Source organism: Planococcus shenhongbingii, assembly GCF_030413635.1.
Lineage (GTDB): Bacteria > Bacillota > Bacilli > Bacillales_A > Planococcaceae > Planococcus > Planococcus shenhongbingii.
Genome location: NZ_CP129235.1, coordinates 2,885,083 through 2,910,072 on the forward strand (window position 1 = coordinate 2,885,083; position 24,990 = coordinate 2,910,072).

24 protein-coding genes and 1 riboswitch are annotated in these 24,990 nt (G+C 43.8%); of the genes, 8 read left to right on the forward strand and 16 right to left on the reverse strand.

The features are described from left to right. Window positions 1-224: 224 nt before the first annotated feature. From QWY16_RS14220 to QWY16_RS14240, 5 genes are all read left to right on the forward strand, one after another. Window positions 225-1,007, forward strand: coding sequence for an ABC transporter substrate-binding protein (locus QWY16_RS14220; RefSeq protein WP_300989880.1), 783 nt, complete (start codon window positions 225-227; stop codon window positions 1,005-1,007). A 182-nt stretch (window positions 1,008-1,189) separates the two neighbouring features. Further along, window positions 1,190-1,849, forward strand: a complete 660-nt coding sequence (locus tag QWY16_RS14225; RefSeq protein ID WP_300989881.1) for an amino acid ABC transporter permease — start codon at window positions 1,190-1,192, stop codon at window positions 1,847-1,849. Beyond that, a complete protein-coding gene (locus tag QWY16_RS14230; protein WP_300989882.1) occupies window positions 1,842-2,564 on the forward strand; it encodes an amino acid ABC transporter ATP-binding protein in 723 nt (240 codons plus the stop codon). The genes QWY16_RS14225 and QWY16_RS14230 overlap by 8 nt, the downstream gene beginning before the upstream one ends. Before the next feature lie 199 nt (window positions 2,565-2,763). Then, window positions 2,764-3,651, forward strand: a complete 888-nt coding sequence (locus tag QWY16_RS14235) for a hypothetical protein (RefSeq protein WP_300989883.1) — start codon at window positions 2,764-2,766, stop codon at window positions 3,649-3,651. 166 nt (window positions 3,652-3,817) lie between these two features. Beyond that, complete coding sequence (locus QWY16_RS14240) at window positions 3,818-3,991, forward strand: hypothetical protein (protein WP_300989885.1); 174 nt, start codon at window positions 3,818-3,820, stop codon at window positions 3,989-3,991. A 91-nt stretch (window positions 3,992-4,082) separates the two neighbouring features. Here the strand turns inward: QWY16_RS14240 and QWY16_RS14245 are convergent, their stop codons facing one another. The 5 genes from QWY16_RS14245 to QWY16_RS14265 all read right to left on the reverse strand — a co-directional run bounded on the left by QWY16_RS14245 (window position 4,083) and on the right by QWY16_RS14265 (window position 7,274). Further along, window positions 4,083-5,090 carry an LLM class flavin-dependent oxidoreductase gene (locus tag QWY16_RS14245; protein ID WP_300989886.1) on the reverse strand — a complete coding sequence of 336 codons (1,008 nt, stop codon included), beginning with the start codon at window positions 5,088-5,090 and terminating at the stop codon, window positions 4,083-4,085. Between the two features lie 105 nt (window positions 5,091-5,195). Continuing rightward, window positions 5,196-5,735 (reverse strand): STAS domain-containing protein, encoded by a 540-nt coding sequence (locus QWY16_RS14250; protein WP_300989887.1) that lies wholly within the window; start codon window positions 5,733-5,735, stop codon window positions 5,196-5,198. Between the two features lie 45 nt (window positions 5,736-5,780). After that, complete coding sequence (locus QWY16_RS14255) at window positions 5,781-5,969, reverse strand: hypothetical protein (RefSeq protein WP_300989888.1); 189 nt, start codon at window positions 5,967-5,969, stop codon at window positions 5,781-5,783. Next, window positions 5,947-6,972: a cobalamin B12-binding domain-containing protein gene (locus tag QWY16_RS14260; protein WP_300989889.1), complete on the reverse strand. Its 1,026-nt coding sequence runs from the start codon at window positions 6,970-6,972 to the stop codon at window positions 5,947-5,949. The genes QWY16_RS14255 and QWY16_RS14260 overlap by 23 nt, the downstream gene beginning before the upstream one ends. After that, the gene (locus tag QWY16_RS14265) at window positions 6,969-7,274 is read right to left on the reverse strand and encodes an antibiotic biosynthesis monooxygenase family protein (RefSeq protein ID WP_300989890.1); all 306 of its coding nucleotides are present in this window, start codon (window positions 7,272-7,274) and stop codon (window positions 6,969-6,971) included. Before QWY16_RS14265 ends, QWY16_RS14260 begins: the two co-directional genes overlap by 4 nt. A gap of 191 nt (window positions 7,275-7,465) precedes the next feature. Further along, window positions 7,466-7,568, forward strand: a riboswitch (SAM riboswitch). A gap of 76 nt (window positions 7,569-7,644) precedes the next feature. Here QWY16_RS14265 and QWY16_RS14270 point away from each other — a divergent pair. Beyond that, window positions 7,645-8,766 (forward strand): methionine biosynthesis PLP-dependent protein, encoded by a 1,122-nt coding sequence (locus QWY16_RS14270; RefSeq protein ID WP_300989891.1) that lies wholly within the window; start codon window positions 7,645-7,647, stop codon window positions 8,764-8,766. Further along, the gene (gene metC / locus QWY16_RS14275; RefSeq protein ID WP_300989892.1) at window positions 8,763-9,938 is read left to right on the forward strand and encodes a cystathionine beta-lyase; all 1,176 of its coding nucleotides are present in this window, start codon (window positions 8,763-8,765) and stop codon (window positions 9,936-9,938) included. Before QWY16_RS14270 ends, metC begins: the two co-directional genes overlap by 4 nt. 86 nt (window positions 9,939-10,024) lie before the next feature. Here the strand turns inward: metC and ystJ are convergent, their stop codons facing one another. The 7 genes from ystJ to QWY16_RS14310 all read right to left on the reverse strand — a co-directional run bounded on the left by ystJ (window position 10,025) and on the right by QWY16_RS14310 (window position 17,877). Then, the gene (gene ystJ, locus QWY16_RS14280) at window positions 10,025-11,254 is read right to left on the reverse strand and encodes an NADP-dependent malic enzyme (RefSeq protein ID WP_300989893.1); all 1,230 of its coding nucleotides are present in this window, start codon (window positions 11,252-11,254) and stop codon (window positions 10,025-10,027) included. Window positions 11,255-11,438: 184 nt separating this feature from the next. Continuing rightward, on the reverse strand, window positions 11,439-12,203 hold the full coding sequence (locus QWY16_RS14285; RefSeq protein WP_300989894.1) for an SDR family NAD(P)-dependent oxidoreductase: 765 nt from the start codon (window positions 12,201-12,203) through the stop codon (window positions 11,439-11,441). Continuing rightward, entirely contained in the window at window positions 12,200-13,150 is a 951-nt protein-coding gene (locus QWY16_RS14290) for a 3-hydroxyacyl-CoA dehydrogenase family protein (RefSeq protein ID WP_300989895.1), read from the reverse strand. Before QWY16_RS14290 ends, QWY16_RS14285 begins: the two co-directional genes overlap by 4 nt. Before the next feature lie 129 nt (window positions 13,151-13,279). Beyond that, the gene (locus QWY16_RS14295) at window positions 13,280-14,602 is read right to left on the reverse strand and encodes a GntP family permease (protein WP_300989896.1); all 1,323 of its coding nucleotides are present in this window, start codon (window positions 14,600-14,602) and stop codon (window positions 13,280-13,282) included. A gap of 116 nt (window positions 14,603-14,718) precedes the next feature. After that, window positions 14,719-15,999, reverse strand: coding sequence for a histidinol dehydrogenase (hisD, locus tag QWY16_RS14300; RefSeq protein WP_300989897.1), 1,281 nt, complete (start codon window positions 15,997-15,999; stop codon window positions 14,719-14,721). An 86-nt stretch (window positions 16,000-16,085) separates the two neighbouring features. After that, entirely contained in the window at window positions 16,086-17,072 is a 987-nt protein-coding gene (locus QWY16_RS14305) for a LacI family DNA-binding transcriptional regulator (protein WP_300989898.1), read from the reverse strand. A gap of 121 nt (window positions 17,073-17,193) precedes the next feature. After that, window positions 17,194-17,877 carry a hypothetical protein gene (locus QWY16_RS14310; protein ID WP_300989899.1) on the reverse strand — a complete coding sequence of 228 codons (684 nt, stop codon included), beginning with the start codon at window positions 17,875-17,877 and terminating at the stop codon, window positions 17,194-17,196. Window positions 17,878-18,012: 135 nt separating this feature from the next. Here QWY16_RS14310 and QWY16_RS14315 point away from each other — a divergent pair, with 135 nt between their 5' ends. Then, window positions 18,013-18,486: a hypothetical protein gene (locus QWY16_RS14315; RefSeq protein WP_300989900.1), complete on the forward strand. Its 474-nt coding sequence runs from the start codon at window positions 18,013-18,015 to the stop codon at window positions 18,484-18,486. A 601-nt stretch (window positions 18,487-19,087) separates the two neighbouring features. On the opposite strand, the gene QWY16_RS14320 is transcribed toward QWY16_RS14315, so the two are convergent. The 4 genes from QWY16_RS14320 to QWY16_RS14335 all read right to left on the reverse strand — a co-directional run bounded on the left by QWY16_RS14320 (window position 19,088) and on the right by QWY16_RS14335 (window position 24,989). After that, the gene (locus tag QWY16_RS14320) at window positions 19,088-20,230 is read right to left on the reverse strand and encodes a YeiH family protein (RefSeq protein ID WP_300989901.1); all 1,143 of its coding nucleotides are present in this window, start codon (window positions 20,228-20,230) and stop codon (window positions 19,088-19,090) included. Window positions 20,231-20,366: 136 nt separating this feature from the next. After that, entirely contained in the window at window positions 20,367-21,572 is a 1,206-nt protein-coding gene (locus QWY16_RS14325; protein WP_436837146.1) for a DegT/DnrJ/EryC1/StrS family aminotransferase, read from the reverse strand. Between the two features lie 142 nt (window positions 21,573-21,714). Further along, entirely contained in the window at window positions 21,715-23,076 is a 1,362-nt protein-coding gene (locus tag QWY16_RS14330; protein ID WP_300989902.1) for a phenylacetate--CoA ligase family protein, read from the reverse strand. Window positions 23,077-23,135: 59 nt separating this feature from the next. Further along, window positions 23,136-24,989, reverse strand: coding sequence for a polysaccharide biosynthesis protein (locus tag QWY16_RS14335; RefSeq protein WP_300989903.1), 1,854 nt, complete (start codon window positions 24,987-24,989; stop codon window positions 23,136-23,138). Window position 24,990: the final 1 nt, after the last annotated feature.

The following is a 24,990-nucleotide window of genomic DNA, read 5'->3' on the forward strand; positions in this document are numbered from 1 at the left end:
CTTAATGCTATTTTTCAGTGAAAAACCTATGCTCCTATCCGCTCTGTCGAAACCCTTAAACTTTTTAGTGACTCTTAGCTTTAATTATCATATAATAATATACAGAAAAATTAAAATTTAAGGTTATTCATTAATATTAATAAAAACCCTTTCAAAAGCACTTTATATTTGTTAAAATTCATTTAGTTGAATAATTATCCATTAGATATTAGGGGGAACTATAAATGATAAAGAAACAGACCATGTTTGCAGTTTTTGCTTCAGCGGCTTTGCTGTTAAGCGCGTGTGGAAGTGAATCACCGGAATCCGGAAATTCAGGCGGCTCAGAAGAAGCAAAAGTATTGGATATGGGAACTTCTGCAGAATTCCCTCCATTTGAATCACGGAATCCTGAAGGGGAAATCGTGGGATTTGACATTGACCTGGCCAACCACATCGCGAAAGAGCTTGGTTATGAACTGAATATCACCGACATGAAATTTGATGGATTGATTGGAGCTTTGCAAAATGACCGTGTTGATATGGTCATCGCGGGAATGTCTGCAACAGAAGAGCGCAGAAAGAACGTCGATTTTTCTACTGAATACAACCATTCTGGCGAAATGTTTTTAACTGCTAAAGGATCTGAGCTTAAGTCACTTGAAGACTTGGAAGGCAAAACAGTCGGCGTTCAACTTGGAACAATCCAAGAAGAAGGCGCGAATGCTATTGTGAAAGAAGAAGACATCAACTTTGAAATAAAAGCGTTAGACGACTCCGGCGCATTGATCCAGGAAATTCTGTCTAACCGCATCGACGCTGCCTACATGGACAAACAAGTAGCAAAAGGCTATATCGAAGCACAAGACCTTGACTCATTCGATGATCCGACGACTTCTTCGCCCGGAATGGCTGTTGCCTTCCCGAAAGGCAGCGAGCTAGTCGATGATGTCAATACTGTCATTGAAGAAATGGAAGCAAGCGGCGAACTCGCTGAATTGAAAAAGAAATGGAAAATAGAAGAATAAAAAAACCATACTCAAGTAAGGAAGAACCATCTCGCTTGAGCACTAGTTTATCCACTGTCCATTAAACTATATAAAACAAAGCAAAACTTCATTGAGTGGGGACCTCGTTCTCCACTCAATATTTATTCTTCCACATTAATCTTAGCGGCATAAATCTTTTTTATAGAAATGGGTTGTAAACGATGAATTTGGACTTTTCACAGATTGTTCCCTATATTCCATTCATGCTGGAAGGTATATGGGTCACGTTAAAATTTGTATTTTTTGCCATCATCCTTGGATCTATTCTCGGAACGATTCTGGCATTATTTAAAATTGGCTCAGTCAGGGCCTTGCGCTGGTTCGCCGATGCGTATACTTCGGTATTCCGTGGCACTCCGCTGATTTTGCAATTGATGATCATTTATTATTCCATTCCGCAGCTGACCGGCTATGACATCTCGCCTTTTCTTTCGGCAATCCTGGCATTCGGCCTAAACTCCTCTGCCTATATTTCGGAGATTATACGGGCTGGAATCCAGGCCGTTGACAAAGGACAGATGGAAGCTGCTCAAGCTCTTGGCGTTCCTTACCGGGCGATGATGACAGACATCATCCTGCCGCAGGCGCTGAAAAACATTCTCCCTGCTTTGATGAATGAATTTATTACGCTGACGAAAGAATCTGCGATTGTTTCGACAATCGGTTATCTTGATTTAATGCGCCGCGCGCAAGTCGTCGGTTCCGATTTGTTCCGCAACTTTGAACCGCTATTGTTCGTCGGAGTGATTTACTGGTGCCTGGTCATGGGCTTGACGGTCATCGGCAGAATGTTTGAACGGAGGCTGAAGCAAAGTGATTAAAGTGGAACATTTGTATAAAAAATTCGGCAATAACGAAGTACTGAAAGACATTACGACAGAGATTAAAAAAGGCGAAGTGGTTTCCATCATTGGGCCTTCAGGTTCAGGCAAGTCAACATTTCTGCGTTGCTTGAATATGCTTGAGATTCCAACTTCAGGCACCATTATTGTCAGCGGACAAGATTTAACGGGACCTAAAAAAGATGTCCAAAAAATCCGCCAGCATATCGGCATGGTATTCCAGCATTTTCACTTGTTTCCTCATTTGACTGTGCTTGAAAACCTCACTTATGCCCCAATGAAAGTCAAAGGCGAAAAGAAAGACGTGGCTCAGGAAAAAGCGCGTGTTTTATTGAAACGCGTCGGTTTGTCAGAGAAAGAAAAAGCTTATCCGAGCAGTTTGTCCGGCGGCCAGAAACAGCGTGTTGCCATTGCACGTGCCCTGGCGATGGAACCGGATTTAATGTTGTTTGACGAACCGACTTCCGCTTTGGACCCGGAAATGGTGAAAGAAGTTCTCGATGTTATGAAAGATTTGGCTAAATCCGGCATGACCATGGCGGTTGTGACCCACGAAATGGGCTTTGCCCGTGAAGTAGCTGACCGTGTGATTTTCCTTGACCATGGTGTCCTGGTGGAAGAAGGCCAGCCGGTGGAATTTTTCAACAGTCCCCGAACCGAACGTGCAAGAGACTTTTTAGAAAAAGTTTTATAAAAAAGCGCCCTGGAGGCGCTTTTTTTATTTGCCAGCGATTTGCTCTGTTTTGCAATCAACTAACGGCTTTTTCGAGCGATTTAGACACGTTTACGTGCAATCTCCCTTCATCGTTCATTTGATGCTCATATATATCCTCCTTTTCTTCCATATCTGCGTGATATAATCAAAGCACTATGAAATAGTCGAGGTGGAACAATTGTTTAGAAAGATCATTCTTTTAGTAACCGTAGTGTTTTTCATGGGGCTTGTTTTATTTACAGGCATGATGTATTTGAAAAACGAAACGGTAGTTTATTCACAAGGAGACATCACATTAACGGTAGAAAAACCGACTTTTTTCACTTTGTCTGATTCTTCGGTAACTGAACAAGGCAAAGATGTGATCCGTTCTCATGACCTGACTTTATTGGGATTGCCGATTGGAACATACACACTTGTTGAAAGAACACTTGATAATGGCGTAAAAATCGTTTTTGAGCAATTGGACAACACAAGTTGGATGCCATTCGCGGTATCACTGAACACGAACGGCCTTTCAGAAGCTGAAGTTAAAACGTGGAATCCGAAACCTGTGAATCATCAGGAAGATCCTGTGTATGGCATAGACCCTACGGTGAATCCTTATGGCACCATTAAAATGGTTGCTGGTGAAATACTTCAAGGGAATTTATATGTCTCCAGAGGATTAACACTTGGCAATGGAACGGAAGTTCAAGAATTGCGCCATGAAATTCCTGACTTGACGATGGAAGAAGGTTCCTTAAGGAAGAACTTTTGGCTCCCCCCAAACTATCAGACAGAGACCTGGTTTATGATTTCAGAAGCTCCATTTTTTGAAACAGCAGCCACGGAAGACAAGTGGATTGATTTTACTTTGAACAACAGGCTCCAGCAGCTCAATTGGCTCACTCCTGCAGGGCCCATGGTTAAAGTCGAACAGACAGAAGATCTCCGGACTCAACTGGCCTATAGCCGGGATGAAGAACGAACAAAAGATCCGGTATCAGCTGAATGGAACAAAACAGCTCCTTCTTTATTTTTCGAATCAATGGTATTGAATTCGAAAGCTGCCCAGGAGCAATAAAGAAAACCCGCTAAAGCCATTTTAGCGGGGTTTTCCTATCTTCAAGATTCTCTAGGCTAGGAGTATATTCACTTCACCTTTAACTGAATAGTCTGTATAATAAAGATATATAAATATATCCTTCTTTCCACCTGTATTCCCATCATAAACTAAGGAGGTAATCAGCATGGACCGCAGACGTGTGGACCCGCAAGAAGTGGAGCGCCGGCAGTTTGACGAAGAATATTTTGCATCTTTGAACATGGTTGGTGAAGGAGCTCCTGATTTTTCATTTGTGGAAGAAGATGATGCAGTCGAAGAAATAAAAAGTGAAGAAAAGAAAGCGCAAAACCTTCATTAAGCTTCCCTATTCCCGCCTCCTTGAAAATGGAGGCGGATTTTTTTTGTAAAAAAACCCTCAAAGCCTATGAAGGCTTTAAGGGAATGAATTTTCATACCATCAGCTCGGCAACAATTTCATAAGAACGCAGACGGTCTTTTTGATGGAATATCTGTGAATTGACGATGATTTCATTGGCACGGGTTTTATTGGCAAAGCTTTGAAGTTTTTCCCGCACGACATCCGGTGTCCCGACAATCATTGACTCTGTCGCCATTTTTTCTTTAAAGATAGCAATTTCCCGATCCGTCCACACTTCCTCCAGATGGTCGATTGGCGGCGTGAAAGCAGTAGGCATACCTCTCATCAGATTGAACATTTGCTGTTGGCTGGAAGTTGCCAACCATTCTGCCCGTTCTTGTGTATCCGCCGCGATAACATTGACGCCGACCATGGCATAGGGCTCTTTCAATACTGCCGAAGGCTTGAAATTCTGATGGTATAATTGAAGCGCCTGAATCGTGAAATCAGGGGCAAAATGGCTGGCAAATGAAAACGGCAATCCTTTGATGGCCGCCAGCTGCGCACTAAAGCCGCTTGATCCGAGAAGCCAGATGGGTACATGCAGCCCGGTTCCCGGATATGAACGGACCCGCCCTACCGGTTTATCGGAAAAGTAGTTTTCCAGCTCTGCCACTTGCTGCGGAAAATCATCGCCGCTGCTCTGCAGCGTACGGCGAAGGGCATAGGCAGTAGCCTGATCACTGCCCGGTGCCCGTCCAAGCCCTAAGTCGATACGATCCGGATACATCGCCTCAAGGGTACCGAACTGTTCTGCAATCACAAGCGGCGCATGGTTTGGCAGCATGATACCGCCTGAACCGACGCGTATTTTTTTAGTCGCTCCAGCAATATGGCCGATTAACACAGAAGTTGCTGAACTGCCGATGCCCGGCATATTATGGTGTTCTGCCAGCCAGTAGCGGTTAAATCCCCATTCCTCTGCATGCTGTGCGATTTCGACACTGTTGCGGAACGACTCGGAGGCGTCGCTGCCTTCGTTGATCGGTGCTAAATCCAAAACGGATAAAGGTATATCTTTGAATTTCTTTATATGCATCCTTCTTCACTCCTTGTCTCTCATATTGTATCGATATTGCCAATTAAACACATCTTTTCCGCTCATGGCAGGAGACATAGAAAAAGCTGGCTCTCAAGAAAAGAGTCAGCTCTTGCTAGGCCATTTATCGGAAGACAGTACGTCTTGAAGTGAAGCGACAAAACACATCGGCTGCTTTGTCCTGATACGATGCAGCCGTTTTGCATGCTCCGGTTTGACTCCTGTAAAGATGCTGGATGTGCCCATCAAGCTGAAAGATTGAAGAAGGGAATCCAAATGGCGCAGTCCGTCATCGTTAATCCTCCCCATTGCCGTCAAATCAAAAATGACAGTGTCAGCCTGGGTTTCATAAATGCGCACCAGCAAGCGTGGCGTAAATGCCAATACTTGTTCTTCGGTCAAATCCCCGAACAAGGGAATGAGCAGCCGTTGCTTATCCAATTGGATGCACGGCGCAGATAATCCCCTTACTTTTTGAAGCAATTCCAGCGTCCGTTCTTTTTCTTGAAAAAGATCATAATCCGTATCCCGAAGTCTTTCCCGAAGCTTGGACAGTTGGCCGGCCACGTGCTCTAGCTGACTATCTTTTAGCACAATGACAAGAGATAGAAGCGTCGGATCATTGCGTTTTGCATGAACATCCACTAAAAGCAAATCGCCTCTTTTTGAAACGAGATTAAGTTCAAATTTTTACAGCGAAGATTCTATTCTCAGCAGTTTTTTTGCTTTTTGTAAACTATCTGCATCAACAATGTCTGTAAATTTACGGCATTCTCCGAATAATTCTTCTGCCTCCATAGAACAGTCGACTACCAATAATTCATTGTTCACTTCAAATGCCGGGAGCGGCAGTCCATTAAATTGAGATTTCATAGTCATTTTCAGGCTTCTCTCCCGTCTTGATCCAAAGTTCCAATTGGTTTAAGTCTCTTACCACCATTGCCCCGCTATTTCTTAAAGAATTTGAATTTGAAATATTGACTGCACGTCCGCCGACCAGAACAGCCGGCTGGAACTCCAATGCCAAAAATTCATTTACGTAGGTTTTCAATAAAGGCAACCTGTAAGCAAGCGCTGCCGACAAAGCAATAACGTCAGGTTTCCATTTTTCTGCTGCTTCCAAAGCATGCGGCAGTGGCAGATTCGGTCCCATATATTGGACTGACCAGCCATATTCCTGGAACAGAGAGGCTACCATTTTCAATCCGATATAATGGTCTTCTCCTTCTGGCCCCAATACCATGACTTTTCTTTCCCCGCCTCTTTCTGCCAGTTCTCTATTTTCTACAGCAGATACCACGAAATCGCAGATTGCGGTAGCCAGATGTTCATCGGCAACTGTGATTTCATTGTTTTCCCATAACGTGCCGACATGATACATCGCCGGCGTCAGTAATTGGTCGAACAATTCTTTTCGGCTATGGCTTTCAAGAAAAGATTGAATCTGGCGCAATGCTTCCATATCTTCCCCTTGCAGAAACAATTCCGCTAGTTGGGTTGGCTGCATCATCTCCTCAACCTCCTTTTGCCACAGTTTAGAAAGTAATTCATTTGCTTGCTGAAGACAATCCAGCATAAAGCTTTCTTCAAGCTTTTCCGTTTTTCCTGGAAGGATCTTAATGAGCCGTTCAAAATTATCAATGATGAGGGCTGTTTCCACATTGCGGCTGTTCAATACCGTCTCCAGCCAGCGGCTGTAATCTAAAAATACTTGTTTGTCTTCCAGTTCATAAGCTGTTTCGAGATGATCCAAATGGTGATGGTTGTCTTTCTCGGTATGCTGGAAGCCCCGCTCACCGAACCGTTCCCAAATGCTTGGATACGCTTCATAAATGCTCGTGGCTGTTTCCAGTGCGATTTGATCTTTAATAGCTTTGTTCATTCCGCTACGACCTCGTATTGCCGGACTTTCGGCACAATTCCAGCTAACGCCTTGTCCGGATAATATTTTTCAAGCTCATGGATTTCTTTGAACTCATTGCTTCTGACCCATTTCAAATAAGCTTCTTCTGAATGCCATTCCAAATGCACCGTCAATTCATTTAACTTTTTAGTGTTCTGGATAAGCCGAAACTGATGAAAGCCTTCAGCCAGGTCCACCCGCCGGGAACGATTTTGATATATTTTAATGAGATCCTCTGTTTTTTCTTCCGGCACTTCAACTGTTGACGTCACAATATACATCCATATTCCCCTTTTACTGAATTGATACTGTCTATTATAATCTTTCGGTCTTCGAATTAAAAGAAATGCACTATAGTTGTCCTCTGCCGGATAGGATGATTTATTTTGAATATTTCAATTCCCTCTTGCACTTCTTTGTAAAATACTCTAAACTTTGAAATATCCAATTATACATAACTTCATAATTTTAATTCTTATCAAGAGAGACGGAGGGATTTGGCCCTGTGATGTCTCAGCAACCAGCCTCACGGCCACGGTGCTAATTCCAATAGGCATTTGCCTAAAAGATGAGAAGATTGTGTTACCTGAACAGGGGCTTTCTTCTTTTTGAAGAAAGCCCCTGTTTTTTTTAATTGAAAGGATGATGAACATGGTCGAACATAGCTTGGAGACACAATTGGTGCAGTCGGGAAACCGATGTGATGCTAAAACGGGAGCAGTCAGCCCACCAATTTATTTATCAACCGCCTATGGACACGAAGCACTTGGCAAGTCGACAGGGTTTGACTATACACGTACAAAAAATTTAACACGCAGCATTTTGGAAGAAGGCATCGCGAACCTTGAAGAAGGAGATGCAGGGTTTGCCTGTAGCTCCGGAATGGCGGCTATCCAACTTGTCTTGTCGCTGTTCCGTCCAGGTGACGAGCTGTTAGTTCCGGAAGACATTTACGGCGGGACTTATCGGCTGCTCGGCCATTTCGCTGACGTCTACAATATCCAGGCGACTTATGCAGAATTCAAAGATGTTGAATCAACTGAACAGCAAATCACCATTCAAACACGGGCGTTGTTTATCGAAACTCCGACCAATCCATTGATGCAGGAAATCGATCTCCAAGCTTATGCAGCACTCGCAAAAAAGCACAATCTGCTGCTTATTGTCGATAATACATTTCTAACTCCTTATCTCCGGAAGCCGCTTGCATTAGGAGCGGATATTGTCATCCATAGCGCTACTAAGTACATCGGCGGCCATAACGATGTACTAGCTGGAGTGATTGCCGCAAAAGGCCAGAGCCTATGTGAGCGATTAGCCGCTTTGCATAATGCCACCGGTGCCGTGCTGTCCCCGTTCGATTCATGGCTTTTGATTCGTGGATTGAAGACTTTGCCTCTCCGTATGAGGCAGCATGAAAATAACGCTAAAAAGATTGCTGCTTTTTTAGAAGAGCAGCCCATCGTTTCACAAGTTTTATATCCTGGTAAAGGCGGCATGCTGTCATTCCGGCTGCAAAAAGAAGAATGGGTTTCTCCATTCCTCTCAAACATCCGCCTGATTGCTTTTGCAGAAAGCCTCGGAGGTGTGGAAAGTTTCATCACTTATCCTGCCACACAGACTCATGCAGTTATTCCAGAAAAAGAAAGGCTGCACCGCGGCATATGTAATCGCCTGCTCCGTTTTTCAGTCGGCATTGAAGATGCTGACGATTTAATTGCTGATTTAACCCAGGCTTTCGCCAAACTTGAAAAGGAGGCTCTTCGCCTATGACCGATCATTTGGAAACTCAATTTATCCATTCAACCGGAGTTGACCGGCAAACCGGAGCAGTAAACGTCCCTGTTTATATATCTTCAACTTATCACCAGCCGAGCTTTGATGAATTCGGCCCTTTCGACTATAGCCGTTCGGGAAACCCCACGCGCTTGAAGCTGGAAGAAACCATTGCCAAACTTGAAAACGGCACGCGCGGTTTTGCGTTCGCTTCCGGCATGGCTGCCATTTCTTCCGCTTTCATGCTGCTTTCTGCTGGCGATCATGTTTTGATTTCTGAGGACGTTTACGGCGGTACTTACCGCTTTGTTACAGAAGTGCTGAATAAATTCCATATCGATTATACATTCGTCAATATGACCGATTTAAGTGAAATGGCAGAAGCCATCCGGCCGAATACAAAAGTGATTTACCTTGAGACGCCGTCTAATCCTGTCATGAACATCACCGATATCGAAATTGCAGCAAAACTGGCGAAAGCCAACGATTGCCTGACATTTGTCGATAATACTTTCATGACGCCCCTTTATCAAAATCCCTTGGACCTTGGAGCGGACCTTGTCTTACATAGTGCAACGAAGTTCTTGTCCGGGCATAGCGATATTATTGCAGGGCTCGCCGTTACAAAAGATGCGGAACTGGGAGACCGGCTCGGGTTTATTCAAAACACTTTCGGTTCGGTCTTGGGAGCTCAGGATTCCTATAACTTAATCCAGGGCATTAAAACTTTGGGTGCCCGGCTCAAGCAGTCAGCCGCTTCAGCCCGTATCATCGCCGACTATCTGCACAGCCATCCTGTAATTGAAGAAGTCTACTATCCCGGATTCCGTTTCCATCCGGGATATCCGATTCATGAACGGCAAGCTTCAGGTGCAGGAGCGGTCCTGTCACTCCGCTTGGCAGATAAAGCGGCGGCCCGGACGTTTGTTGAGAGCTTGCGCATTCCCATCTTCGCTGTCAGCTTAGGCGCCGTCGAATCCATCTTATCGTATCCTGCGACGATGTCCCATGCTTCTATGCCAAAAGAAGAACGTGATAAACGGGGCATTACAGACGGATTATTGCGCCTGTCAGTCGGATTGGAACATACCGATGATTTACTGGAAGACTTGGAACAAGCATTGCAGAAAGTCCGGGAATCTGCAGGAATCACATCGTCTATAAGATAAAGAGCAACTTCTCCCCTCTTTTTCATCTAAAAAAGCCGTTCAATCGATTAGATTGAACGGCTTTCTTCTATATATATATATATATATTAACTGACTGATCCGGCCGCAATTTCAACTGACTGGTTTTCCTGCACGGATGCGTATTTTGCTACACCTGTTTCCACTGCAGCTTTTGCAACAGCTTCCGCCACTGCTGGGGCTACCCGCAGATCGAATGGAGCCGGAATCACGTAATCATCATGGATTTCCTTTTCCTCAATCAAACCAGCAATCGCATGTACAGCAGCAACTTTCATCTCATCATTAATTTCACGTGCCTGTACGTCCAATGCGCCTCTGAAAATCCCCGGGAATGCCAACACATTGTTGACCTGATTCGGGAAATCAGATCGGCCTGTTCCAACTACACGGGCGCCTGCTTCTTTCGCCAAATGCGGCAAAATTTCAGGGTTTGGATTAGCCATTGCGAAAATGATAGAGTCTTGAGCCATACTGCGAACCATGTCCTGTGTAAGAGCACCTTCTGCCGAAACCCCGATAAAGACATCTGCACCTTTGATCACTTCGCTCAGCAAGCCTTCAATACGTTCAGGATTTGTGTTTTCTGCGACTTTTTCCTTGAACGGATTCATGCCATACGTCCGTCCTTTAAAAATTGCACCTTTCGTGTCGCACATAATCAACTGGCTGCATCCGAATTTTCTCAATAGCTTAACCACCGCAATACCGGCAGCTCCTGCTCCGTTGACCACTATTTTAGTCTCTGCAATATTTTTACCGACTAATTTTAAAGCGTTGGTCAAGCCAGCCAATGTGACAATCGCAGTTCCGTGCTGATCATCATGGAACACCGGAATGCCCATTTCTTCTTTTAAACGCTCTTCGACAATAAAACATGTCGGAGCGGAAATATCTTCCAAGTTTACGCCACCAAAACCGGGTTCCAGCAATTTGACGGTTTGTATGATTGTTTCTGCATCGGTAGTATTCAAGCAAATCGGAAAAGCGTCCACTCCAGCAAATTCCTTGAACAATACAGCTTTTCCTTCCATTACCGGCAATGCTGCTTCAGGGCCAATATTGCCAAGGCCAAGAACAGCTGTTCCATCAGTGACAACTGCCACAGTGTTGCCTTTCATCGTATAGTCATATACTTTATTGCGGTCTTGGGCAATTTCCTTGCATGGTTCAGCCACTCCGGGAGAATAGGCCAAGCTTAAATCCCGTTCATTTTTCACTGACACTTTTGATCGGACTTCCAGCTTTCCTTGATGTTTTCGGTGCAAATGCAAAGAATCGTTTTTTAGGTTCGACATTGCCTCATCTCCCTTTATTCATAATTGTTCATTATAAAGAGTTTTCAGAAAAAAGGAAGGTTTTTTCAACCATTGGCATAACATTTCATCCTTTGGACTGAGACAAAGAAAAAAGGAAGCGCTTTCTAAGCCGCTTCCTTCCCTCATCACTACAGGCCGTATAACCCACTTCAAAATCTATCTTCTAGATGGCTGTCCAGCCGCCATCCACTTTAATCGTTTCACCCGTTACAAAATTCGCTAAGTCAGAAGCCAAGTAAAGAACCGCTCCTGAAATGTCTCTTGGCTGAGACAAGCCGTCTAGAAGGATGCGGCTATGCACTTCATTTTTGAATTCTTCGTCTTCAAACATTTTGGCAGTAAATTCGGTTTCAATGAATGTCGGTGCCACAGCATTTACACGTATGCCGTTTTTTGCCCATTCCACTGCCAGCGCTTTTGTCAGCTGCACCAAGCCGCCTTTGCTCGAGCAGTAAGCAGCCCGCTTAACGAATCCAACAAAAGCCATTTGGGAAGCAATATTGATAATGCGGCCGCTGTTTTGGGCCAGCATATATTTAGCAGCCGCCTGGCTGGCAAAAAAAGCGGTCTTTAAATTCAAATCAAGAACCGTATCCCAATCTTCTTCAGTCACTTCCATTGCTGGCTTAGCAATATTGACGCCTGCATTGTTGACGAGCACATCAACTGTACCAAAATGTGCAGCTGCCGTATCGATAAGGAATTTCACTTCTTTAATGTCACTTAAATCTCCTGATACTGCAATACAGCGGTTGTTATATGTCTGTAATTCATTCAACGCCTCCTGCAGCACCGTTTTGTCACGGCCTGAAATCACCACATTGGCATTCAGTTTGGCAAAAGTCAGGGCAATGTCTTTGCCGATTCCTTTGCTGCTGCCTGTAACAATGACTGTCTTGTTTTCCAGTTCAGAAAAGTATGCACTCATTTGCCATTCTCCTTAATTGCTTTCATATCATTTTTCAGAAAGTGAATAAGTGTCTGTTCCCTTTCAGCATTTATTTTCTCTGACACCTCTGGATCCCATTTGTAAAATCCTTCTCCATTTTTATCTCCAAATTTCTTTTCTTCCACCAGTTTTGTCAGAACTTCACCAGAGCGCTGAGCTTTTGAGAGATCCTCGAACAAATAATTCGAGATGGCAGAAAATACATCCAGTCCGCCCATGTCCGCTGTCATAAGCGGTCCAGTTACCGGCAGCCGGCGGCCGATGCTGTATGTCACTGCAGCATCGATATCTTCTTTTGTGGCAACCCCAGAATCTAACAAGTCCTGTGCTTCCCGGAACAGCGCATACTGCAGACGGTTGCCGATAAAGCCGGGCAGTTCCTTGTTTAATAGAATCGGTTTTTTATTCATGCCAAAGAGCACATCCATGGCGCGCTCTACTGTTGCATCATCCGTATGTTCGCCTTTGACCACTTCCACTAAAGGGATCAAATGACCGGGATTCCAGAAATGAGTCACGACAAAACGGTTCGGATGCTTCATCTCTTCAGCCAGCATGCTTGGCTTAAAGCCGGATGTATTGCTGGCAATAATGACTTCATCGTTTACCATCTCTTCAAGTTTTTTATACATCTCTTTCTTCAATTCCAGAACTTCTGGAATTACTTCAATGATGAATGTAGCGCCTTCCACTACTTCCGCAAGCGACGTTGAAAACTGAATGCGCCCTTTAATTTCTTCAGCTTCTTTTTTATCGAATAAACCATTTTCTGACATGACTTTGAGTTTATTGCGCAGCCCTTTCAGTGCATTTTCAAGATCCTTGTCATTGATGCCGTATACTTTTACCATTTGTCCTGCCCAAGCTGCCGATAGCACAATGGAATGCCCCATTGTACCGCAACCTAAAATCGAAATCTTTTCCATAGTTTGCACCTCTTTTTTATTATGTATAACGAACTATACCCAACAAACTGAGAAACTAATAGTTTGCTGGGTATTTTCATTGGGTCAACTAACAATCGTCTAGGAATGCCCTTACTGATTGAAGTTTTCTTATATGCCGATGCCAAGCGAGAATAATACGACCGCTAAAGCTGCACCGATAAATGGCACTACAACAGTCAATGCACCAAATGCCGGGTAAGCATCTTTATGCGTTTCTCCAGCAATTGACCGGATCGTTGTAACAACGTATCCACCCTGCGGCAATGAATCCAGTGATCCGGAAGAAATGGACACCGTACGGTGCAAGGCTTCGGCATTGACGCCCATATCGAGGTAATGCGGCGCAAGAAGCGGCAAGGCAATCGCCTGGCCCCCTGAAGACGATCCAGTTAGACCGGCAATAATGGCGACTGCCAATGCCCCGCCGATCAATGGGCTTCCCGGAATACCTGTCATGACACCGACTGCCGTTTCAAATGCAGGGGTCGCTCTGACGACTCCGCCGAACCCGACGACAGCGGCTGTATTTGCAATGGCAATGACCGCTCCCAATGCGCCTTCGCTAAATGCATGGCCAATATTTCGGAAGTATTTTCTATTGATGATATAAGTCGCTAAAATCCCGCCGCTCAAGGCAATGATCAAAGCTGATGTGCCAAGTGAATCATGGAAAAAGAATGAAATGATTAAAACCACCAAAAGTGGGAGCATACTCAGCAAAGGATTCGGCAATTCTTTGCGCTCTTCCCCAGGAGCATCTGACGCTCTAGCAACAAACCGCTCCCCTTTAGACAATGCTTTATTGATCATTTTCTTCAGCCACCAATAACCAAAGACCATCATGAAGACCGCAACGATTAAACTGACTTCCCAACCGGCATAAGGAGTAGTGCCCAGGAATTCAATCGGAATCCAGTTCTGGATTTCCGGTGAACCTGCTGATGTCATGGTAAACGTAGTCGAACCAAAAGCAAGCGCAGCCGGGATAAAGCGTCTGGGCAGATCTGCTTGTTTAAATAAGCTGAGAGCCATTGGATATACGGAGAATGCCACAACAAACAAACTGACGCCGCCATAAGTCAAAACTGCACAAGCAATTACAACCGCCAAAGCAGCCCGTTTCATACCGATTTTGCTGACAATCCATTTGGACACACTATCTGCCGCTCCACTGTCTTCCATTACTTTTCCGAAAATCGCCCCTGTCAGGAACATCAAGTACCAGGAAGCGATAAAGCCGGTAAAGCCGGTCATGTAATTGGTCAAAAAGTTGGCAGCTCCTTCAGCAGCCAACTGCGGGAAAATCGGTAACCCATTAAAAATCGCAACCAATAATGCAGTAATTGGTGCAGCAATCAGCAAGTTCATGCCTCTCATGGTCAAATAAATTAATAATGCCAACCCGCCAAATAAGCCGATCATACCTATCATGAACTTTCCTCCATCATCCCTTGTTTGTGTAAGGCGTTGCATATACAGATACAAGGTTTCTCTGGATAAACAGATAAGCAGCGGGAGTTTGAACTCCCGCAAGCTTTATTTATCCATTATTTATTTCCGTAGCGTCTGACACGAAGAAGTGCCTGCTCAGCGTGCCCTACAAAATTCTCCAATTGGCATAGGCGCGCTGCATACTCGCCGATATAGACACTCGCTTCCGGTGTGGTGACTTTTTGATACGTAACCGTCTTAATGAACTTGCCTACCCAAAGACCGCCAGTGTAGCGCGCTGCACCTTTTGTCGGCAACGTATGGTTAGTGCCGATTACTTTATCGCCATAGGCAACGTTTGTTTCAGGCCCCAGGAATAAGCAGCCGTAGTTTGTCATATTTTCTAAGAAATAATCCGGGTTTTCTGTCAGGATTTCCACGTGCTCAAACGCTAAGCGATCCGCTTCAATTCGTGCTTCTTCAATCGATTCAACAATCAGGATCTGGCCGTAATCTTCCCATGATACGCGTGCTACATCTGCCGTCGACAAGGTTTGGAGCTGGCGTTCAATTTCTTTAACAGTTTCTTCAGCCAGCTGCTCAGAAGTTGTGATCAATGCGCCAGGTGATGTCGGCCCATGCTCCCCTTGTCCAAGAAGGTCAGTCGCAATCATTTCAGCATCTGCTGTATGATCTGCCACCACTAAAGTTTCAGTCGGCCCAGCAAATAAGTCGATGCCGACTCTTCCGTATAGCTGGCGTTTCGCTTCAGCGACAAACGCGTTCCCAGGTCCAACAATCATATCAACCGCTTCGATTGATTCTGTACCGATCGCCATCGCCCCCATCGCCTGGATGCCGCCAAGAAGATAGATCTCATCCGCTCCAGCCAAAGACATGGCAGCAATTGTCGCGTTTGGAATTTCTCCGTTGATAGGCGGTGTGCAAGCGATTACACGTTTTACCCCAGCAACTTTCGCAGTCATAACGCTCATATGCGCTGAAGCAACCATTGGATACCTTCCTCCCGGGATATAGCATCCGACACTGTTAACCGGAATATTTTTATGGCCAAGAATGACGCCAGGAATATGTTCCACTTCTATATCCTTCATTGAAGCAAGCTGGGCTTCCGCAAACGCCCGGATATTCTTCTGGGCAAATTTAATATCTTCGATCACTTCATCCGGCACTTTGGAAACGATTTCATTAATCTGTGCATCAGATAAACGGAATGCCTCAGGTGCCCATTTATCGAATTTCTCTGATAGTTCCCGCACGGCTTGGTCCCCTCTTGTTTCAATATCTTTTAAGGCTTCCGCTACAATTTGAGACACTTTCGAATCATTGGCGCTTACTTCTTCCTGTGATTTACCTGCTTTATATACTTTTACCATGAAATTTCCTCCTTTTTGAATACGTATGCAAAAATTAAGGTGCTACTAAAAAGAATATTGCAAATAATCCAAAAAGTCAATCTTCATTAAGTGGTGAATCTTTCTATCAGGCTTCCATCCACTTCTACGACTTCTGCCAAGCCGGTATATTCAGCAATCTCGTTCAGCAAATACGCCACAGTTGTCTCAACCATTTTTTCAATGGGCTGCTCCCATGTAGTCAATTGATACGCCGGCCAAGAGGCCATGTCAATATTATCAAAACCGATCACTTTCGTATCTTCCGGAATTTTGATGCCGCTGTTTTTAAGTGCATCCAATACACCAAGCGCCATAATATCATTTGCCACAAAAAATGCAGCAGGAAGACTTTCTTTCCCGATAATTTGCATCGCCGTTTGATAGCCTCCGTTATACGTGTAATCAGAAGCAAACTGGCGGTAAGCAATTTTTCGCTGATCCAGAATTTCCTGAAATCCTCTTTGCCGCTCCCGGCTTGTCGATGTTTTCTCGTCTCCAGTTATATAAGCCATGTCTGTGGCACCTTTATTGATCAAGAACTCTGCAATTTTCCGGCCGGCATCCACGTTATTGCAGCACACCGAATAAAATTCATCCGTATTCAACTTTCGGTTAAAAAATACCACAGGAATTTTATTCACTTCAAATTGCTTTTCAACTGTGGACGCCATCACAGCATCCGTAATTATGACACCCGCTACGTTATAATTCAGTAAAGTTTCTACATCTTCTGCTTCAATTTCATCGTTATTTGTATGAACGTATAGTATGCTGTAACCCTCTTCCTTGAATGCGGTCGCAAATTGTTTCAGCACTTGGGGATAGAAAGGATTCTGTACCCCTTTCATCACCATTCCGATAATCCTTGTCCGATTGGTAATTAAACTGCGCGCAAATTCATTCGGACGATACTCGAGTTGTTCTGCTGCAGCCAAAATTTTAGCACGAGTCTTCTCCGATACTTTCGCTCCGTCAAAAAACACCCTTGACACCGACGACTGTGAAACTCCTGCTAATTTTGCTACATCTTTTGCTGTAATTGCCTGTTTCATTTTCTTCAATCCTTTTCCCTAATCTCGAACTCTAGAATACACCATTAAAGTATTGTTGGCATTAAATTAAATCAATCAACCAATAAAACACCGGCGAGTTGCATACCGGTGTTTTATTGAGTTATTCAATTGACTCTAAGCTGGAAGTTACAACAAATTCCTCTTCTCCTTCCCCCATCCGGAATTCCCGTCTTACTTCCCCAAATCCTTCAACGAGATAGGTCCGGAGCAAAGCACCTTCTTCGCTGGTATTTTCCAGTAGAATCGCCTCGTCAAAAGTGCGGTATGGTGTTTCTACCTGCGCATCAGTTTGAATGACGGTCATGCCTTTGACTTGATCACCTATTTCTATTGGTGTTTCCAGAAACAAGGCCATCGGTTCCAATGCCTGCAGTTCTTCTGCAGTCGGCTGATAATCCTCATAATACTCGGACTGTTCTTTGACCAAGTCTATCCGATTTTCTTCGAGCCGGTATACCCGCAATGTCACTGTTCCCCCGTTATCTTCATAAACGGCCACGTGATCATTTTCCAGATATTCGGTCCGCAGCGTGATGGCCGCAAATTCGTTTCCTTCACCTTTAAACTTTGCCACCGTGCCGTCTTCCATGAAAAAAGCATAGAGATCTGTCTGATTGGCATCCGGTTCCTCGGCAGCTGCCTCTTCACCGTCAGTCTGATCCATTTCTTGCGGTATGTCTGTTTCAGGCTCAGGAGTTCCTATTTCCGGCATCACTGGTTCTGAACCACAGGAAGTAAGCATAAATATAAATATGAACATTCCTATTAGCCGTATCCATTTCATTTAAATCTCTCCTTTTTTAAATTAGACGTAATTCATTGCTGGCCGTTTCAAAAATAAAAACAGAAAGTATGGAAGTTTCAGGATTTTATTGGTAATATTTATTTTAATTGTTTAAAAAAATAGGCGAGGTAAATCATGAAAAGAAGAATCATGTTAATAGGAGTTGCCAGTTGTTTCTGGTTAACTGCGTGTTCAAATGTCAATGGGGATGATGAGGCAAGTTCAAAAGCAGCAGAAGAAAAAAGCTCGAATGTAGATTTGCTGAATCAGCCATTCGAAGAAATAACTGCCCAGGAATGGGAAACTCTTTACTTATCAAAGGAGGATTTCGATTTATACTTAACCCAACTGCAAGTTAAAGATGCTAATGGCGTCCAGGAAATTGACGAAGTTAAAATGGGTTCAGGAAAAATTAGCATTATACTGAATAACCATGACGGGGAATCGCTTGATAATTTAATGGCAGCACCTTTCCTGGATACTATGGTAAGGCAAGTCTATATCCGTTCGGCTTATTACCAAGGGAAGCAGCCCACCATCATTATTTCCGATTTATCGGGAACATTGCTTTCTAAAACTGTCGAACCTTTGGAAACTGTAAATCCGTAAATAAATAGGTTTAACATGCAAGTTATACCTCCCTCCTGCTAATGCGGGAGGGGGTTTCAGCTTGCTGAGAAAGATAAAACTTGTATTGGTGATCATCCCTTAACCGATATTCCGCCAACCAGCTGCGAAGCTATAGGCCGAATCATTTCGGCCAATAGCTTTGCGACGAGCTTGCGCAGGAGCAGCGCACTTTCATGTCTCGAAGCTAGCGAAGCGATGCAGAGACAGTACGGTTTTCTCCGCTGGTTGGCTCCATATCTGGAGAGCCGGAAGCAACAGCAGAGAACTTATGTCGTGATTACAAAGAACAGTAAAAGTAATAAGCGGAAGCTGAATGCAGCGGAAGGCGGCGAGGGCAAACACTGTGCTCCTGCAGCGCCAGGCGCTTCGTCGCAAACGAATCGTGCAAAATTCTTTTGCACAATTCGCTTTCTGCGGGAGCAGCGAAGCGACGCGAGCTGAAGACCCTGGACTGAGCGCAGCGAAGGAAGAGGCTGAAGCCGTGCCCGCGAAAAGCGTCCGCCTGGAGCGAAATGACAGAAGAACATACGAGTTTCTCGACAGCCTGAAAAAGACCTCCCGCTAATGTGAGAGGTCTTTTTTATACTTTAATTAAATCGCCAAACAATGAAATCAAAAGCAGGCTGACGCCGCCGACGGAAAGTGCTGCAATTAATCCGATATAAAATGGTTTAATCCCAAGCCCCTTAAAAATCTTTAAATTGGTCCCCAGTCCGACACCTGCCATAGCCAATCCCAGCATATAGGTGGAACCGAATGAACTCCAAAAGCCATAGAAATTTTCCCAAGCTTCTTCGCTGAACACGCCGAATGCCTGGCCATCTGAAGCAACAGCAGCATCTCCAATCGTACGCAACAAAGATAAAAATAAGAACCCGAGAATGAACAGCGGAAACAGCTTATACCATTTCGGCAATTTCGTTTCTTGGCTGCTCTTGTCGCCATTCCTAAAAAATAAATAAGATACAAAAGGAATCACTGCAATGATGAACAAATTACGGGTCAATTTGGTAATAGTCGCAACATCCACTACAGTATCAGAGTTGTACATTTGATCATAAATTAGTGCAGCTCCCGTTACTTGTGCCGTATCATGTATGGCGGTTCCTAAAAACAGGCCGGCTTTTATCGGCTCTTCCGGAAAAAATGCATGTGCCAGATACGGATAGAACAGCATACCCAGCAAACCGAAAATCGTTATATTTGCGACTGCATATGAAATCTCATTTTCTTTCGCTTTAATAACCGGAGCTGTTGCCATGATAGCCGTCACACCGCAAATACCAGTACCCGTCGCAATCAAAGTTCCCAGCCGGTTTGACTGATTCATCTTGCGGGTGAAAAACAATGTGACAAACAGCCCGACTGAGATGCATGCTACAATCAGCGGCAAACCCCAAGCACCAAGTTTTAACGCTTCCGTTAAACTCAAGCGCAGCCCCAGTAAAATAATCCCGGCACGCAGTGCATATTTTATTGCAAAACTTATTCCTTTTGAAAAAACATCCGGCAGGCCAATCGTGTTCCGTATAATTATCCCGATTAAAATTGCCACAAAGATTCCTGAAACCGGGCTGGCACTTCCTTCAGGCAAAATGCCGGCTGCCTCCAAAAGAAAACCGATTAAATCAGCACCGTAAATTCCCGCTGCCATTATCACCAAACAAATGAGCAATCCAGGAATATATGTTACGGCTGGAATTCGTTTTAAATTGTCTGCCATTTTCCTTCTCCTTACTCGATAGGTATTATGTACACTTAAAATATCTTTCCTTATCTTAGCATTTATAAAGCGAAAAGTTGAAATTCTATTGCAAAACAAAAAGGCCATTCTATAAAAGAATGACCTTCACTTTAGTTTAATGTTGGATAAACAAATCCTTTATTACTTCAATGACACGCTTTTGCTGATCTTCTGTCATATTCGATCCAGACGGAAGACATAATCCTTCCCGGAATATCTTTTCACTGACCGCTTCCTCCCCATCATGGGCAAAAAACTGTGCATCTTTGAATAATTCCTGCCGATGCAATGGATTCCATACATTGCGGGATTCAATGTTCTCAGCTTCTAATGCTTGCTTTATTACCTCAGGGGTAATAATAGTCAGTTCCGGATCAAGCATCATCACACTCAGCCAGCGATTCGAATACGTGTCTTCAAGCTCGGGCTGGAAATTGATTGCCGGTATATCTTTAAGCCCTTCAGCATACCGTTCAAAGATTTCCCGTCGAGTGCATACGCGCTGATCAATAACTTCCAACTGCGCTCTTCCGATTCCAGCCAGTACATTGCTCATCCGGTAATTATAACCCACAACATGATGTTTGTAGAAAGGCGCCGGGTCTTTTGCTTGGGAACCCAAAAACCGCGCTTTTTCCAATGATTTTTGATCATTAGAGACAAGCATTCCTCCACTGGATGCCGTAATGATTTTATTGCCATTGAAAGAGAATATGCCGAATTTGCCGATTGTACCGCTTTTTTTGCCTTTGTATAAGGATCCCAGTGATTCGGCTGCATCTTCAATAATCGGCACATCATATTCTTGGCAAATAGCCATCAGTTCATCCATTTTCGCGCTTTGGCCGTATATATTAACGACAATAACCGCTTTCGGCAAGCGGCCTTCCTGCTCAGCTGCTTGAAAAGCTTTGCGCAAAGCGATTGGAGACATATTCCAGGTTTCTTCTTCCGAGTCAATGAAAACCGGTTCAGCCCCGACATACAAGATAGGATTGGCACTTGCTACAAAAGTTAATGTCGAACAAAATACGCGGTCATCTTTTCCCACGTCCAGCAGGCTGAGCGCCAAATGAATAGCAGCAGTTCCGGAACTTAATGCCGCTCCGCCAGCCGTCCCCACATAAGCAGCTAATTCTTCTTCAAATTTATCTACGTTCGGTCCGATTGGAGCAATCCAATTGGTTTCAAATGCTTCACTGATATAGTTCATTTCATTGCCAGTCATATGAGGAGCTGACAATAGGATTCTGTCTTTCTTCTCGACAGCAGGCAGAAAAATATTGGTCTGCTTGCCATGATCTATAGGGAGAATCTTCATCGTTTAACCACCTCATCATATTTTGGCATGCCATCAAAAGCAGCCGGGAGAAATTTTTTTGTACTCTTTAAAATACTGTTATGCAAAAAATCCATTGACCTGCTTCCACTCCTTCAACGATTAATCAAAAGACAGTCTTTCTTTAATTGATATTATTGATGACGAGTTTATGCTTCGTGTTTGACTGTGCTGGAATTTCTTCAACGATTCGGATATTGAATCTCATATCCTCCCCGAAAATATATTCCATTTCTTCATGAATGCTGAGCGTCACAGCATTCGTATAGCTTTCTGCAGCTTCAACCATTACATCGATTACATCCCGCGAATTTTGGATAAACTGGATCTTTCGGATATTGGAGGAAAACTTGCTGCTCGCCATCGACATATATAAGGCAGTAAATTTTCCTTTGCTCTTCGATTGAAGGTAATCTTCTTTCTTCCCTTTTATCTCTTTAAGAATCGGATGGGAATTGCCGCATTCACATCGCTGCTTTTCTTTGGACATTTCAATCCGCTCGCCGATGTTATAACGGATCAGCGGTGTTCCATAAGTATTAAAACTGGTGACGACCATTTCCTGATCCTCTGTTGTTTCAATTACTCCTGAACTCAGATTGTAATGGAGGTTTCCTTTTACGCACTCCGTTATAAAAGGTGCACCTTCTAATGAAGCGTAATGAACGCGAAGCGGGCAATCAAAAGCCTCTTCGATTTCTTTTCGATAGGCTGAAGAAAGCGCCTCCACAGTAGAGAAAATAGCAATGGGCTTAAATGACAAAATGATATTATTCCGGTTGATGTATTTGGCGACTTCATAAATTGCGGATGGTACGCCGTCTATAAAATCCGGTTTATAATCATCCAGGTTTTCCACAAATGCTTTAACATTTTGTTCATTGCAGAAATAAGTGGAATACAAGCGCTGTTTAATATAATAATTGTCCCGCCAAAAAACTTTTTTTTGCTGTCTCTTTGGAATGAAGCGCTCCGCACTGAACGTGGCGCGCTTCATTTCCAAATTAACAACTCCATGCTGTTTCTTGAAAAAATCGAGGAAAGCCATATATTTTTGCACATCTTCCTTTGTCAGAAGAAATTTCAAAGGGATTCCAGTGGAGTCCAATGTTTGGCTGACTAGCGCTGAATTTTCAGGAACGGTATACATGGACTTGATATTGTCGCGGATCGTTTCTTTTTCCAGGATTGGCAGTTTTTTAAGATCCTCTATGCTTTGAATTGATTCAATGTCAATGTCTTTGTAATAATCCCGATAAAAAGGGCTATTTGCATAAGCATGTTTGAGCAGTTTCTGCATTTCCAACTGCTGATGCTCTTTTTCCGACTGTTCATCTGAGTAATCGCGCTGGCCGAGCTTTTTCAAATACTTAAAATAGATATTTCCATACCTCTTTTTTGTTTTTCTATATCCTTCAACGCTTGTCAAAAGGTTTTGGAAGTAAATAGGCGAATTGTCGTATATTTTCATAGTCAAATCACGCATTCGCACTTCCTCCTTTAAATGATAGTAAGTTATTATGCAGCTAGTTCGGTTCTTGAGCGTCAAGCAAATTCACCTTTCGCTTCAACATTCCAGTTTTCTTGCCAGTCCGGCTCTTGGCGTTTGCGGTTGGCGAGCCTTATTAAGACGGCCTTTGTTTCTTCTGCCTCCATATCAGGCAATTGTTTGATAATCTTAAGCATTTCAACTTGGCTGATCGGAGTGGATTTTCCAATGTATATTTTCGGGAAGATTTTCTCTTCTTGAATTTCACTGGCATCCAGCAGCTCTTCGTAAAGTTTTTCTCCAGGGCGCATGCCTGTGAACTGTATTTTGATTTCGTTTTCTTCGTATCCTGATAGCTTGATCAAGTTACGTGCCAAATCGACAATTTTAACCGGTTCTCCCATGTCCAGAACAAACACTTCTCCTCCGGAAGCCAAAAGTCCGGCTTGGATAACGAGTCGGGAAGCTTCTGGAATGGTCATGAAATAACGTGTCATTTCCGCATCGGTTATTGTAATAGGACCGCCTTTGGCAATCTGTTCTTTAAATAGCGGTACAACACTGCCTCTTGAACCCAACACATTTCCGAAACGGACTGCTGAAAAAGTGGTTTTGCTGTTAATTGCTAAGTTCTGGACAATCATTTCAGCAAAACGCTTCGTGGCACCCATAATATTCGGTGGATTGACCGCCTTATCGGTTGAAATCATTACAAAGCTTCCAACTCCATACTTATCAGCAGCTTCCGCAACATTTTTTGTGCCGAACACATTGTTTTTTACAGCTTCCAGCGGGTTTGCTTCCATGAGCGGCACATGTTTATGAGCAGCTGCATGGTAAATCATATCTGGGCGGAATTTATTGACGACATGAAAAATCCGTTCCCGGTCTTGAACATCCGCAATAATTGGAATGATTTCAATAGTTTTAGGCAATTTGCGGCGGAGTTCCATGTCGATTGTATAAATCGAATTTTCCCCATGGCCCAATAAAAGAATGCGAGCTGGATTGAAGTTGCAAATCTGACGGCATATTTCTGAACCGATAGAACCTCCGGCACCAGTAACCATGACCGTTTTCCCTGTCACTTGCTCTTCAATAGCGGCCATGTCCAATTTGACTTCCTCACGTCCAAGCAAGTCTTCAATTTTCACATCCCGGATATCGCTGACCTTGATTTTGCCGGTCATTAAATCTTCTATGCGTGGCAGTGTCTGTGTTTTAGCACCTGTATCGATGCATTTTTTAGTCAGTTCAGCCATCTCTTTCTTAGATAACGAAGGAATCGCAATGACAATCTGGTCAATCCGATGATCAACCACGAATTCCGGAATTTTATTAAGAGCCCCCACGACTTCTATTCCATTAATTTCAAGTCCCCATTGAGTTCGGTCATCGTCTACAAAAATTACCGGGTTTTTTCCCCACTCCGGATTCTGCCTCATATGCCGCGCAATCATTCTTCCTGCCTGACCAGCCCCAATTACCATCGTCCGGCTCGTCATTATCGCTTTTTTCTTTATTTTTTCTTCCTGAAGAATCCTTAAGGAAATCCGGGAAGTTCCAATGAAGAAAATCAGCAGCATCCATGAAAGCATCAATGTTCTTACATATAATTGACTTGAATACGCATACTGCATGATCATTGCAACAAATATGGTCAACGATACCGCCGTCACAATCGATTTCAACTCATCGACAGAGGCATAAGACCACACTTTACGGTATAAACCGAAATGCCAGGCAAATGAATGATATGCGATGAAAAGCGTTACTGTGCTGATAAAAAGCATTTCATTAGACAGAACGCTCGCATATGGATACAGAAACAAATAACATGCATAAATGGAGGAGAGAAGGATCAGTGAGTCAATGAAGAATAATGAAATGAATCTTTTCTTTATCGTCAAT

What these genes read in the sequence shown, in the direction of transcription:
- QWY16_RS14220 (WP_300989880.1), top strand. Translation starts at nt 225, where the DNA reads ATGATAAAGAAACAGACCATGTTTGCAGTTTTTGCTTCAGCGGCTTTG.
- QWY16_RS14225 (WP_300989881.1), top strand. Translation starts at nt 1,190, where the DNA reads ATGAATTTGGACTTTTCACAGATTGTTCCCTATATTCCATTCATGCTG.
- QWY16_RS14240 (WP_300989885.1), top strand. Translation starts at nt 3,818, where the DNA reads ATGGACCGCAGACGTGTGGACCCGCAAGAAGTGGAGCGCCGGCAGTTT.
- QWY16_RS14245 (WP_300989886.1), bottom strand. Translation starts at nt 5,090, where the DNA reads ATGCATATAAAGAAATTCAAAGATATACCTTTATCCGTTTTGGATTTA.
- QWY16_RS14255 (WP_300989888.1), bottom strand. Translation starts at nt 5,969, where the DNA reads ATGACTATGAAATCTCAATTTAATGGACTGCCGCTCCCGGCATTTGAA.
- QWY16_RS14260 (WP_300989889.1), bottom strand. Translation starts at nt 6,972, where the DNA reads ATGAACAAAGCTATTAAAGATCAAATCGCACTGGAAACAGCCACGAGC.
- QWY16_RS14265 (WP_300989890.1), bottom strand. Translation starts at nt 7,274, where the DNA reads ATGTATATTGTGACGTCAACAGTTGAAGTGCCGGAAGAAAAAACAGAG.
- QWY16_RS14270 (WP_300989891.1), top strand. Translation starts at nt 7,645, where the DNA reads ATGGTCGAACATAGCTTGGAGACACAATTGGTGCAGTCGGGAAACCGA.
- metC (WP_300989892.1), top strand. Translation starts at nt 8,763, where the DNA reads ATGACCGATCATTTGGAAACTCAATTTATCCATTCAACCGGAGTTGAC.
- ystJ (WP_300989893.1), bottom strand. Translation starts at nt 11,254, where the DNA reads ATGTCGAACCTAAAAAACGATTCTTTGCATTTGCACCGAAAACATCAA.
- QWY16_RS14285 (WP_300989894.1), bottom strand. Translation starts at nt 12,203, where the DNA reads ATGAGTGCATACTTTTCTGAACTGGAAAACAAGACAGTCATTGTTACA.
- QWY16_RS14290 (WP_300989895.1), bottom strand. Translation starts at nt 13,150, where the DNA reads ATGGAAAAGATTTCGATTTTAGGTTGCGGTACAATGGGGCATTCCATT.
- QWY16_RS14295 (WP_300989896.1), bottom strand. Translation starts at nt 14,602, where the DNA reads ATGATAGGTATGATCGGCTTATTTGGCGGGTTGGCATTATTAATTTAT.
- hisD (WP_300989897.1), bottom strand. Translation starts at nt 15,999, where the DNA reads ATGGTAAAAGTATATAAAGCAGGTAAATCACAGGAAGAAGTAAGCGCC.
- QWY16_RS14305 (WP_300989898.1), bottom strand. Translation starts at nt 17,072, where the DNA reads ATGAAACAGGCAATTACAGCAAAAGATGTAGCAAAATTAGCAGGAGTT.
- QWY16_RS14310 (WP_300989899.1), bottom strand. Translation starts at nt 17,877, where the DNA reads ATGAAATGGATACGGCTAATAGGAATGTTCATATTTATATTTATGCTT.
- QWY16_RS14315 (WP_300989900.1), top strand. Translation starts at nt 18,013, where the DNA reads ATGAAAAGAAGAATCATGTTAATAGGAGTTGCCAGTTGTTTCTGGTTA.
- QWY16_RS14320 (WP_300989901.1), bottom strand. Translation starts at nt 20,230, where the DNA reads ATGGCAGACAATTTAAAACGAATTCCAGCCGTAACATATATTCCTGGA.
- QWY16_RS14325 (WP_436837146.1), bottom strand. Translation starts at nt 21,572, where the DNA reads ATGAAGATTCTCCCTATAGATCATGGCAAGCAGACCAATATTTTTCTG.
- QWY16_RS14330 (WP_300989902.1), bottom strand. Translation starts at nt 23,076, where the DNA reads ATGCGTGATTTGACTATGAAAATATACGACAATTCGCCTATTTACTTC.